Origin of the sequence: Pedobacter sp. (assembly GCF_040513095.1) — a bacterium.
Classification (GTDB): domain Bacteria; phylum Bacteroidota; class Bacteroidia; order Sphingobacteriales; family Sphingobacteriaceae; genus Pedobacter.
The window spans coordinates 1-12,289 of the sequence record NZ_JBEVDX010000002.1 but is presented as its reverse complement, the minus strand read 5'-3'; the positions used below and the strand labels follow the sequence as shown (position 1 = coordinate 12,289).

Below are 12,289 nucleotides of genomic sequence, written 5' to 3'. Positions count from 1 at the left end.
AGTAATCCGGCGCCTTTTTTTTTGTCAAAAATATTATCTGCATCTCAAATTAATAGAAGTGTTCACAAAAAACGCTTAATTGTAACCGTTTTCGGGGATATTAACCCTGTTTTTTGGGGATGTTTTCATAATAAGGTCTTCGTTTACTTTGCAATGTAAAATTAATGTCATCGGATATTAGTTGCTATTGGTAAACAGGGCATAAGCCCAGGAATTAAATTTATGAAACACAGAACATTGATTATTGCCGGAATTATTTCCATTTTTATTTATTCACTTTCCTCCTGCGGAACCAGTGCATCAGGAGACCAGGTGTCAATTGACAAAATGGGTCTACAGGACACCTCAGTCAAGCGGGGAGCATACCTCGTCACCATTATGGGCTGTAATGACTGCCATTCTCCCAGGATCATGGGTGAACACGGACCAATGCTGGATCCTGACAGAATCCTTTCGGGTTATCCTTCCACTGTTCCCGTTAAGGTTCCGGACATGAAAAACCTGCAGCCAGGCTCAGGTGTATTTGATCCTACCGGTACTGCCTTCGCGGGCCCATGGGGAATGACCTTTGCTGCAAATTTAACTTCTGATGGAACGGGAATTGGCAACTGGTCTTTAAAACAATTTACAAACGCATTTACCAGGGGTAAACACATGGGGATCGACGAGGAGAGGAACATCCTGCCTCCAATGCCCTGGGAGAATTATGCCCATGTGGAAGAAGCAGATATAAAGGCGATCTTTGCGTATTTGAAATCCACCAAACCTGTCCAAAACAAGATCCCTGCTTTTATCACTCCGGGACAAACAAAGTAAAATCAGCTAAGCCGGTAAAAAAGAAAGCAAATGATTCACTGTCATTTGCTTTCTTTTTATAGTGTTTCCGAAATTGTTAAAGGTATCAGTATTGATGTGCTACGCTGAATTTATGGGTAAATGAGTTATTCGGGACTGGTATTTGGTGGAGTGGTATTGGGCGGCAATTTCAGGCCGGAGATACCGGTAACCACATCTTCCTCCTCATCTTTGCTGTGCTTTTTTTTCTTTTTCTTATTTCCACCTCTCAGCTGTTCTTCCAGAAAATTATCATAATCAGTCTGCTGATCACCTTTCAGGATATTCCTGATATTTTTTGTGGTCTCATTCTGCATTCTGTAGAATTTAGCAATGTCGTCATCATTGAACCCGCCGGTCTGCTGTTTTTTGGTGAGGGCCAGCTGTTCCTTGTACATGTCCATGGTATAATTGTAAATGATGTTCCTTTGGGTTGGGTTCATCTTTACCTTCTTATCCATCGCCTCCATATTTTTGTTTGTTAACTCTGTAAGGGTTGGTGTCTTTTGTTGTGCTGCAGCAAAAAACACTGTACCGAGGATCATCGACAGAATTAATGTATATCTTTTCATTATATATTTTATTTATAAAGTACCTGACTGCATTTCTACCGCCCGTTTGTATGGCGCAATTTATAAAATATTCTGCAATACTTTAAATACAGGATAAGGATTATTAATCTGAAAAAGTTTGAGGGCATTTGTATTATTATGTGTAATAAAATATCCTTTATCGCCATCCCTAAGCATTGAGATCCGGAATGTTTGTTTTATTGGCTTGCTTGATCATGGTATCAAGTTCTTCAACACTAACCAGCAGCATATTCAGCAGGTTTTTAAATTCGGGGCTCGCATCTTCATCGCTCAACAACTGCACAAGTCCCAGGATATTGGCAAGTGGCTTGCGGATCATATGTGATTGGTTCATCGCGATAGAAACGAAACGTTCCTGGTTATCGGCCAGGGTCTTATAAGCGTTGGAAAGACTTATTTTTTGTTCCGTCTGACTGGCAATCTGCAGCATTTTCTGCTTGTTGATGTTTGTACTGGAGAAAAACCACATTTCGATTTTACCATCCTTATCACTGTAGGGCTCTGCAGTAATCATAAACCATTCAGGAATGTTAGCAATACCCTGAAGCCTGATTTCTCCCTGAAACGCCGTTCCATTTGCCAGTGAATATCTCCATAGCGTCTGATATTTTTGCCTGTCTTCCCTGAAGATGCCTGATAAACCATAGACATCTGTCACTTCAGTGATCCCGAAGTAGTCTTTAACCCGTTCATTTACGGTTAATATTTTTCCCTCAGCATCCGTTGTCCAGATCTGGTTGGGAGCAGAGTTAAAAAGAAATTCATACTTCCGTTTTTCCTCTTCTGCATGTCGTTTTTCACGGAGTATTTCATTTTCGTAACGTTTTCTGTCGGTTATTTTCTGAACTGTCGCGTTGATAAGGATCAGCTTACCCTGTTCGTTTTTATAACTTTCTGCATTCAATAGCGCATCGAAGCTACCCTCGCTGCCACTGAATTTAAGACTGATTTCGCTCACAACAGATTTTAAATTTAACAGAGGGTCCACTACCATATTGTAATACAGCATACTGGATTTGGTCATGAGCGACTTAAAATTGAGCACCTGTACTTCCTGAAAATCTATACCTACCCAGGAAGCCATAGTTTTGTTGATGGACAGTATTTGCCCGTCGGGGCTGAATGAAACAAAGCCACATAACAGTTCATCATATAAAAAATCTTTCTTCAGATATCTGTTCATCGCCTTGTTCTTCATATCCTTATATTTTAAATGAATGATTTTATTGCTTTGATTACTGCTTTTGGATCGCTCAGGTGTGGACAGTGCCCGCTCGATGGCAACAGTACGACTTCATTACCAGTAGTATGCTGGTGAATATATTCAGCAATGTACTGCGATGTTAAGAAATCATCATTACACTGAATAGTCAGGCTGGGTACATTTAAATAAAGAAGGTCGTGGCGGTTATCAGACATGAAAGTAACCCTTGCAAATTGCCTTGCAATACCAGGATCCATAGCGCAAAAACTTGCTGCCAGATCCTGGCCAAGTTCCGGTCTGTCCGGATTACCCATAATAGACGGAGCCACCATCTGAGACCAGCCCATATAATTGCTGTCCATTACGTCCAGTAATTCATCCAGATCATCACGATCTATACCACCATCATATCCGGGCTCATTGATATAACGCGGAGAAGGACCAATAAAGACAATCTTTTTGAAGATTGATGGGTTTTGTTTCAGCGCCAGCAGTCCGATCATACTACTCACGGAATGACCTATGAAGATCACATTTTGTAACTCAAGTTCCTCGCAGATCTCAACTATATCCTTAGCATATCCCTCAAGACTACTATAACGCTCGCTGTCATACGCGCTGAGATCAGATTTGCCTGCACCTACATAATCAAACAGCACCACCCTGTAGTCTTTCTCAAAGGCTGGACTGACTGATCTCCAGGTATGCTGATCACAACCAAATCCGTGGCCAAACAACAGTGTTGTTGTTCCTTCACCTATAACTTTTACATTATTTCTGACAGAAATATTTAGGAAAGATGTTTCGCGCATAAGAGTCGTATTACAGTATGCCACAGAATGATGTGGTAACACAAATGACTATACCAATAGCGTGCCTACAATGTGTTTAAGTAAAGAAAAAGATCTTTAAACACATAAATTTACACTCATAGGTATAATATAGGATAATCTCTTTTTAAAAGGCCGGAACATTTCGCCGTTTTTGCTGTTCATTCTGGGTAATTATATTTAAATGAACAGTCAACTGCAAAATCTTTTAAAAGTTTCAACAGAAATTGATACGGGTGTACTTCACAGTGTGAAGCACTGCCTGGTTATCGCGCCGCATCCTGATGATGAATCGCTTGGCTGCGGGGCACTGATTGCCAATCTCAGGGATGCAGCTATTGCTGTTCATGTCATCTTTACCACCGATGGAAGCATGTCACATCCCAATTCAAGAAATACAACTTCTGCGGCCAGGTGTAAAATGCGTGAACAGGAAGCCATAAATGCACTCGAAATACTGGGCGTTGATGAGCGCAATATTACCTTTTTCAGGGGAAAAGACAGTGCGCTACCGGCGCAGGGAGAGAAAGGTTTCCAGGGTTTTGTAGCCCAAATGATAGGTATAATTGATCAGATCCAGCCAGAACTTGTTTTGGTTCCCTATGAGTTTGATCCGCACCGGGATCACCGTGCCAGCTGGCAGATCACTGTGGCTGCTCTAGAACAATATCCGGAGACAGAACTGTGGCAGTACCTGATCTGGCTGTATACATTAGGAAATGAAGTTGATGTAGAACCACTCACTAATATACCCGGAGGAATCCAATACCTGCCGGTGGGGAAGCAGAAAGACAAAAAGAAGATTGCCATTGCACAGCACCAATCTCAGCTGAGTCCTGATCTCTTTGATGATCCTGATGGCTTTGTGCTGCAGGACGATGTTTTGCAAACCTTTTACGGAGATAAAGAGTATTATATTAAACAGGCAAAATAATGACGGAAGAAACAAACATCAACAGGGCATATTTTGATGCCATGTACGAAAATTCAAATGATCCATGGAATTTTGCAGGCAGTGCTTATGAACAGGAGAAATACAGGCATACAATTGAGGCCCTGGAAGGTAAGTACTTTGCAAATGCCCTTGAAATTGGTTGTTCAATAGGTATCCTGACGGAACAAATTGCGCCCCATTGTTCATTTTTGCTGGGAGTAGATATCAGTGAAAAGCCAATAGCAATTGCACGTGAGCGGCTAAAAGACAGAAAAGGCATACAATTCGGAGTATTCGATATTCCAAGGGAGTATCCTGAAGGAAAATACGACCTGATCATGTTGAGTGAAGTGGCCTATTACCTGAGCAAGGAAGATCTGGAACTCACTAAAGAACTGATCTTTGATTCACTGAATGCTGGCGGTACGCTGTGCCTTGTAAACTACAGACCTCAGATTGAAGGCTGCGCATTTAACGGTGATGAGATCAGCCGGATCTTTACCGGTGATCCGGCCTATATCAATACCTTTCAGGATATAAAAGATAACTATAGGATTGACGTTATGGTGAAACCGTAAGCAGGTTTTCCAGTTGCTCCTCATACCGGCTGATCATGATCTCTACATTGAAAGAATTTTCAGCCTGTTTCCTGCATTGCTGACGATCTTTTGTGCGGGCTGCGGCAATTGCTGCGGCCAGCCCTGCAACATCTCCGGCACTGGCCAGCTTACCGGTTTCAGCGCTGATCAGCTGCGTTAGTGATCCCACTGCGAATCCGGCTATGGGAGTGCCACAAGCCAGAGACTCTGCAATGACCAGTCCGAAGGGCTCTTCCCAGGTTGGCGTAACAAGGGTTACACGGGCATTTCCGATTAAACTATTGAGTTCTACGTGGTTTTTCTGTCCCAAAAACGATATTGTATGATCAAGCAGGGGCTCAACAGAACTTTTGAAATACCGTTCATCTGCAATGGCACCGGCAATTTTTAGCGGTATACCTGCAAGTTTTGCAGCTTCAATAGCCAGGTGGGTACCTTTATCGGGGTGGATCCTGCCAAACCAGATTGCATATTCTCCTTCAGGCTGCTCGTAAAATTTCCAGTTATTCAGGTCAATTCCATTGTCGATCACAGTACATGCAGTAGTGTAGGGGCTCCAGTTTTCCGCATTTCTTGCAGACACCGTTACATAGGTAATGCTGCCAGACCTGCTTTCCAGTTTAACCGCGTTTTTCAATTCAAAGAACGGGGGAGTATGGAGTACAGTAAGCATTGGGGTGTTCAGCATCCCGGCCATAGTTACGGGCACATAGTGCAGGCTGTTATTAAAAATCACATCCAGATCCATCGTATCAATATGTTGCATGAGATCCATATAGGCGTGATGTTCAGCCATATATTCCGAGGATAGATTCGGTTTTTTCTCCCTGAAGCCGGTCAGGTCGTCATAAGAGCTGTCGTCCAGAATAGGATAAACATTTAAAGCTGCATCAGATTTTGAAGAGGCAAATAAAGTGACCTGGTGCCCCCGTTTGGACAGGCGTTTACAAATATCGAAGGTAAATGCTTCCAGGCCGCCGCGAAAAGGACTTCTGATGGGGTGTTTGAGATGCGCTATGATGCCTATCTTCATGAGTATACAGTATATTCGTTATTTTCAGTTTTCACAGCAGTGGTACCGGAAAAATGCTCAATTCCTTCATCGTTTTTTATCAGGAATCCGGCAGCATTCTGTAATGTTGCATCGGGGGCGGGCTGACGAAGGTAATAACTCAGGTCTCGGTGCCATCTTTCCAGATCGCCCGGTGCCATTAAGCCTTTTGCGCCTACACATTTGGCAGACAGCTCCAGGACCTCAAGACATACGCTTTCAATAGTTAGCCGCGTTAAATTTGCGTAGGCGATCAGATGATTGTACTTATCAGGTTGATTTTTGTGGCTGTCAAATTCATTTCCGGAGTTGGTGATCCACAGTTGCCCTGTATGTACAGCCATAGCCATCCTGCCAATACGCATTTTCTGGAAAGGATCCTCGAGCCGGTTAAGTCCCCGGAGAAATGCCAAAGTGTTATTGTACACAGCTTCTGCCATACCCAGCTGTACTGAGGCAAAACGGATCGCTCCGGCTAAGAAATAGGGTGCCTTCAGGTAGTCGCCGGGCATGCCCAGCAAAGCATCATTTTCAATTTCAATACCAGAGAAATCGATCGTATGGCTTACAGAAGCTTTCATTCCCATAGGTTTCCAGGAATTGTAGTCTATCCGTGGTTCATCTACGAGGACCATCGGTACAATTACCATCTGCCAGTCAGAACCATTGGATGGCCTGTCGGTTTTACCTCCTATCAGCGCATAATCCACCAGGCTGCTTCCGGAGCAGAATCCCTTTGCACCGTTTATTGTTACTGCATTTTCAGTCCGCTTAAAACTTATACCTATAGCGCCATCTGTATTCCAGACCCCAAATAATTTCTGATATTGTTCAACCTGGTTAAACCAGTAATTCCGCTGCTCTGCAGTTGCATATAAATGGATCAGGAACAGGGTGTTGATGTGACCTTCATAAATACGTCCGACAGCTCCGTTACTTCTGCCTACATCCTTTAACAAATTCAGCAGTTCAGGCATATGGTCATCAGAAAAATCGAGTTCGTGCCCGGGCAATACAACACTCAATAAGCCGCTTTCCTTTAGTAAAACTATCTCATCAGCAGGCATTTCACCCGATTGCTCCGTTAATATCGCCAGCTGGCCAAGTTGCTGGTATAAAGTAGTATAATCTCTCATTAATTGTATAAATTAGGCAAGCTGTTTTGTGTACAGTAAATCTCTCAGATGTCCAATGGCAGTATCGATATGTACCACAGGGTGTCTTTCTTCCCATTTCTGTTCGCTCAGGTTCATTTCAGTTTCTTCCCACAAAGCGCCAAAGTAGCGTGCCGTAGTAATCTTGTTTTTCAGCCAGTCTTCCTCAAGGAATAATGATCTGGCAAGGACTCTTAAGCGTTTGGTATTTAATCTGTTTCCTGAGTTATAATCAATGAAAAGTTCACGCAGTAATTTCCTTGCATTAAACTTTATGATGAGCGATCCCATCGGTTCTACCAGCATCTTTTTTCCTTCCAGGTTCATTTTTGTCCATTCGTTCAGCTGTATGGAAAAACCAAAGTCAACCTTACCGCTCTCGCGGCTCGAGGTATAAACTTTTACCCATGGCGAACGTCTTATGCGTGCATCGATCCTGATCAGAGCTTTCCTGAAGTTTTCATCTTCGAGATACGGTAGGATGGGTAAACGTCCGGCTTTTTCGTATATACTGCATTTGACTGCCGTACTTGGCCCAAAACACTGGAAATGCCTTGGCCATGGATCAAACGCACAGGGGTCCAGCTGAGATTCCAGATGACTGACGAGGTAGCGGTATCCTACATCCTTGAGGTGAAATTTGCGTGAAGGGCTTTTACTGTATTCTGATATGATCCTGCCCCCAACTACATCACAGCCATTTTCAAATTCTGTGAAAATATAGTGCAGCCAGCAGCTGTCCACACGCGAATCCCCATCAGTGGAGATGATAATTCCATCTGGCTTATCAGGGGCCTGAAAGCGCTGATAAGCTTCGTCCATCAGCAGCCGGCGTACTGTACCAATATGTGCATGGGGTTTTTCCAGGAAAATCTCTTCGACATGCAGCTGAAAGCCAGGATGGAGAAGCTGGTAGGCCTTTGCAAGTGCATATGAGTTATCAGTACAATTATTTGCCAGCAACAAAACTTCATAATATTCAGCAGGTACGGCATTGCCGAGGGGAGTAACCTGTTGCCTTAACGCATCCAGCATCCCGTAAAGGTTGGTTTCTTCGTCTTTTACAGGAACAATAATTGTTGCTTTCAGGTTTTTGGCTGCTGGTGTTTTGAAGATCGTCATTCTGCTGATTTTGTTTGACAACATACAAGAGCGCTCAATGTTTGATGTATTTAACAAGGGCGTTAAAACAATACATTCTCTCCTGAGGTTATCTGGGGCAATGGGCCACACAGCTAACAGTCATCCGAGCATTTGTTTTTATATCCATCATCATGGTGCCGGTCATGTGATGCGGGCCATCAGCATAGCGGGCACGGTACAGGATTATCCTGTTTGTTTTATGGGAAGCAACCTTAAACCTTATGCCGCAATGATTAGTCCACAGATCGAATGTATCCATCTTCCTATGGATGTCCCGGTATCTACTGATCCGGTGCTGCCAGAGGGACAGCCTGATTTTTTACATTATTCCCCTTTGGGTATAGAAGGTATCCGTGAGCGCGCAGCTTTGATGAGCAACGTATTTATCAGCCGGTTCCCAATGGTTCTTATTGTGGATGTATCTGTTGAAGTGACTATGCTGGCCCGCCTCTGCGGAATTCCGACTATAGTAATGCTGCAGCATGGCCTGCGGAATGATACTGCACATATCAACGCCTACCTCAGTGCAGAGCTTTTGATCGCGCCATATTCTGCAAGTATGGCTTCAGCGGAAAACCTGGAGCGGTTTGCAGGGAAGACATGCTATAGTGGTGGTTTTTCAAGGTATAGCGATGTTGACCGGAATGACCTTGCAAAGGAGCTGCCCGGACACGTAGCTATTCTTTTGGGTAAAGGGGGAACTTCAATTGATGCTTCATTTATTCTTTTCCTGGCTGCACATTGTGAACAATATATCTTTCATGTAATTGGAGATGAGCAGGGGGAGCTAGCGAAGAATATCATCTGGCATGGCCAGGTTGAAGATCCGCTGGATGTATTATGTAACTGTGAAGTAGTGATTGGCAATGCCGGACATAACACGGTAATGGAAATGGCAGATCTGAACAAGCGGTTCATTTGTATACCCGAAGAAAGACCTTTTGAAGAGCAGCAGCAGAAAGCCGCTATGCTTGCCGCGAACGGGAATGCACTGGTTGTAAAGGCCAGCGATTTATACCTGCAGAAATGGCCGGGCTTACTGGACACCTTATGTAACACAGCGCCAAACTGGAAAGGGGTAATGCAAAAAGATGCACTGCAGAGGATCGGGACTGCTATTAAAACTACTGCGGAGCGACTTTATAGTTGTTAGCTGCCGTGCATAGTTTGTTATTTGCGGTATTTTTCTTCATTAATTTTTCCGTATAACTTGACAGCCGGATCTGATCCTTGCTGTGGGAGGTATATCCTATTTTATCAAATCCTTGGTTTTCGGATTTAAAATGCAAAAGGGCTGATTGTATGATCAGCCCCCTCGTTCATGTTTAGATACAATTGCTTATAAAGTAGCCATATCTATTACAAATCTGTAACGGACATCACCTTTTTCCATGCGCTCGTAGGCGTTGTGGATGTCTTTAATGTCAATCATTTCGATTTCGGAAACGATATTGTGCTCTGCACAGAAATCAAGCATTTCCTGAGTTTCGGCAATACCACCGATGCCAGAACCTGCAAGACTTTTTCTGCCGGCCAGCAAGCTGAACGCAGCAACCTCTGCAGGATTAGGTGGCACGCCCACGCAAATCATTGTACCATCTGTAGCCAGTAAAGAGAGGTACATGTTAAAGTCATGCTCTGCAGAAACTGTATCCAGGATAAAGTCGAATGTGCCCATGGCAGCTTTGATCTGTTCTTTATCAGAGGTCACTACAAAATGATGTGCACCCAGTTTTTTTGCATCTTCTTCTTTTTTAGGTGAAGTACTCAATACCGTAACCTCAGCGCCAAATGCAACACCAAATTTAACAGCCATGTGTCCTAATCCACCTAATCCCAATACTGCCAGTTTGTGTCCTTTACCAACTTTCCAGTGTCTCAGTGGTGAGTAGGTAGTGATACCTGCACATAATAATGGTGCAACTGCTGCTAAGTTCAATTTTTCTGAAACATGCAGTACAAATTCTTCCCTTACTACAATTGTATTGGAATAACCGCCATAGGTTGGTGTTTTACCATCGCGTTCCAGGCTGTTATAAGTACCAGTGTTTCCTTCAAGGCAGTATTGTTCAAGATCTTTTTTACAGTTTGCACACTCCTGGCAGGAGTCTACCATACAACCTGTACCTGCCAGGTCGCCCACTTTAAAGTTTTTTACATGGTCGCCCACTTTCACAACACGTCCAACAATTTCGTGGCCTGGTACCATCGGAAAAATCCCCGGGAACCAGTCGTTTTTGATCTGGTGTAAATCTGAGTGGCATACACCGCAGAATAAAATGTCAAATTGTACATCATGCGGGCCTACTTCGCGGCGCTCGAATGACCACGCGGCTAAATCTTCGCCGGCAGTTTGTGCTGCATATCCTTTTGTCTCTATCATTATAAATCTAGTTAAGTTGAGATAAAGGTAGGGCAGGACTTGCATTATCAGACAACATCATTCAAACAATTTATTGCAAAATTCAAACATAGCAGATTTCTAACGCTTGGTAACAGATAGTACTAAAGCTGATTGTCAACCTTATGAATAACATTTTGCATTAATGTGAAAAATATTGAATATAGATTTCTATTCTGAACAATGAACAGAATGAATAGCGAAAGACTTTGGAGGTATAGGTATATTCAAAGTATTAAATAATTTCATCATTAAGCATTTGCTCTAATATTTATTAACGACCAGAAAACACATTAGAATATGTCAACTCTCATAGCGGAAATCAAACCCATTCAGCGGGTTATGTGGATAGATTATGCAAAATTCATAGGAATTGTTCTCGTGATATGCGCACATCAGACGACGAACAAAGGATGGTTCGATTTTATATCGGCATTCGACATTCCACTTTTTTTCTTTTTATCCGGTTTTCTGTTTTCATTCAAAAAGTTTGATACTTATAGTCAGTTCCTGAAGGCGAGGGTCAAACAGCTCCTTGTACCTTACTTACTGTTAAATCTTGTTGCCTACATCTTCTGGCTTTTTTTCTTCAAAAACTTTGATGAGATGTTTGTTTCAAGCGGACGCTTTTACAAGTCTTTCTTTGGGATATTTTATGGTAACGGGTATGGCGACTGGCTGATACATTGTATTGCAACCTGGTTTATCATTTGCCTGTTCAGTTTGGAAAATATTTATTTTCTTGTTTTCCGCAAGCTGACTGATAACCAAAAGTATATTGCGTTGGTTTGTTTTCTTCCACTTTGCTGGCTGGATCGTAATTATATGCCATTCTGGTTACCATGGGGAATAGATATTGCTTTAGTAGGGATAATATTTTATGGAGTAGGGAACCTTTTCAAGACCAGGGTATTTCAGCTGATCCAATTGTCCATGCTGAAGTTGTCTGTAATTTCGATACTGGCATTTGCTGTTTTATTATTTGTGGCACAGCGCACCCACTCTGATATGAACCAACACCAGTATAGCAACTTTAAGTTGTTTTTTGTAGGGGCTTTTGCAGGAATTACCTGCGTAATAACACTGAGCAGGATCATAGAACTGGGACTTGGGCACATTAGTATATTTCAGTTTGTAGCGCAAAACACGTTATTTATTATGGCTTTTCACCTCTTTGTAATGACCATCGTCAATAAATTTATTTTAGATGTATTTGACATTTCATCGAAAGAGATTGCTGCCAATGGTTTTATTGGCGCAATTGTCGTTGTCCCGACGGTATTTCTTCTTATTCCCCTGATTTATCTTTGCAACAGGTATTTTCCTGTTATCGTTGGAAAACCTTCAGCATCGAAACAGACCGCTATTCTTCCGAAAGAACAGGTTGCTTTGGGTCGGCCTTTTAAAGGTAGTGTAGGGATGTAGTACATCATATTGGCATGGACGAACTTTAGACGGTTCTTGAAGGGTTTATGTTCGGTATTAACTGTTCTTTAACAGGGTGTTGTGAGGGGGTTGTGGGGCGGAAATTTGTGGTTGGTGCTGG

The 12,289-nt window shown here is 42.8% G+C and carries 12 protein-coding genes; 5 read left to right on the top strand and 7 right to left on the bottom strand.

What is annotated here, in order from left to right:
- Window positions 1–222: 222 nt before the first annotated feature.
- The gene (locus tag ABWY16_RS00220) at window positions 223–816 is read left to right on the top strand and encodes a diheme cytochrome c-553 (RefSeq protein WP_353902636.1); all 594 of its coding nucleotides are present in this window, start codon (window positions 223–225) and stop codon (window positions 814–816) included.
- Window positions 817–941: 125 nt separating this feature from the next.
- On the opposite strand, the gene ABWY16_RS00215 is transcribed toward ABWY16_RS00220, so the two are convergent.
- The 3 genes from ABWY16_RS00215 to ABWY16_RS00205 all read right to left on the bottom strand — a co-directional run bounded on the left by ABWY16_RS00215 (window position 942) and on the right by ABWY16_RS00205 (window position 3,443).
- Entirely contained in the window at window positions 942–1,406 is a 465-nt protein-coding gene (locus ABWY16_RS00215) for a hypothetical protein (protein WP_353902635.1), read from the bottom strand.
- A 169-nt stretch (window positions 1,407–1,575) separates the two neighbouring features.
- Window positions 1,576–2,625 (bottom strand): PAS domain S-box protein, encoded by a 1,050-nt coding sequence (locus ABWY16_RS00210; protein ID WP_353902634.1) that lies wholly within the window; start codon window positions 2,623–2,625, stop codon window positions 1,576–1,578.
- Between the two features lie 11 nt (window positions 2,626–2,636).
- Window positions 2,637–3,443, bottom strand: a complete 807-nt coding sequence (locus tag ABWY16_RS00205) for an alpha/beta fold hydrolase (protein WP_353902633.1) — start codon at window positions 3,441–3,443, stop codon at window positions 2,637–2,639.
- A gap of 202 nt (window positions 3,444–3,645) precedes the next feature.
- Between ABWY16_RS00205 and ABWY16_RS00200 the strand changes: the two genes are divergently transcribed.
- On the top strand, window positions 3,646–4,395 hold the full coding sequence (locus ABWY16_RS00200) for a PIG-L deacetylase family protein (RefSeq protein ID WP_353902632.1): 750 nt from the start codon (window positions 3,646–3,648) through the stop codon (window positions 4,393–4,395).
- A complete protein-coding gene (locus tag ABWY16_RS00195) occupies window positions 4,395–4,973 on the top strand; it encodes an SAM-dependent methyltransferase (protein ID WP_353902631.1) in 579 nt (192 codons plus the stop codon). The genes ABWY16_RS00200 and ABWY16_RS00195 overlap by 1 nt, the downstream gene beginning before the upstream one ends.
- Here ABWY16_RS00195 and ABWY16_RS00190 read toward each other — a convergent pair.
- From ABWY16_RS00190 to ABWY16_RS00180, 3 genes are read right to left on the bottom strand one after another with little or no spacing between them, the layout of a single operon-like run.
- Window positions 4,957–6,027 (bottom strand): glycosyltransferase family 4 protein, encoded by a 1,071-nt coding sequence (locus ABWY16_RS00190; RefSeq protein WP_353902630.1) that lies wholly within the window; start codon window positions 6,025–6,027, stop codon window positions 4,957–4,959. The two genes, ABWY16_RS00195 and ABWY16_RS00190, sit on opposite strands and share 17 nt — an antisense overlap.
- Window positions 6,024–7,181 carry an acyl-CoA dehydrogenase family protein gene (locus ABWY16_RS00185; protein ID WP_353902629.1) on the bottom strand — a complete coding sequence of 386 codons (1,158 nt, stop codon included), beginning with the start codon at window positions 7,179–7,181 and terminating at the stop codon, window positions 6,024–6,026. The genes ABWY16_RS00190 and ABWY16_RS00185 overlap by 4 nt, the downstream gene beginning before the upstream one ends.
- Window positions 7,182–7,193: 12 nt before the next feature.
- On the bottom strand, window positions 7,194–8,321 hold the full coding sequence (locus ABWY16_RS00180; protein ID WP_353902628.1) for a glycosyltransferase family 2 protein: 1,128 nt from the start codon (window positions 8,319–8,321) through the stop codon (window positions 7,194–7,196).
- A 100-nt stretch (window positions 8,322–8,421) separates the two neighbouring features.
- Here ABWY16_RS00180 and ABWY16_RS00175 point away from each other — a divergent pair, with 100 nt between their 5' ends.
- Window positions 8,422–9,495: a glycosyltransferase gene (locus ABWY16_RS00175; RefSeq protein ID WP_353902627.1), complete on the top strand. Its 1,074-nt coding sequence runs from the start codon at window positions 8,422–8,424 to the stop codon at window positions 9,493–9,495.
- Window positions 9,496–9,681: 186 nt separating this feature from the next.
- Here the strand turns inward: ABWY16_RS00175 and ABWY16_RS00170 are convergent, their stop codons facing one another.
- Window positions 9,682–10,725, bottom strand: coding sequence for an NAD(P)-dependent alcohol dehydrogenase (locus tag ABWY16_RS00170; protein ID WP_353902626.1), 1,044 nt, complete (start codon window positions 10,723–10,725; stop codon window positions 9,682–9,684).
- Between the two features lie 318 nt (window positions 10,726–11,043).
- On the opposite strand from ABWY16_RS00170, the gene ABWY16_RS00165 reads away from it, so the two are divergent.
- Complete coding sequence (locus ABWY16_RS00165; protein ID WP_353902625.1) at window positions 11,044–12,168, top strand: acyltransferase family protein; 1,125 nt, start codon at window positions 11,044–11,046, stop codon at window positions 12,166–12,168.
- Window positions 12,169–12,289 lie beyond the last annotated feature (121 nt).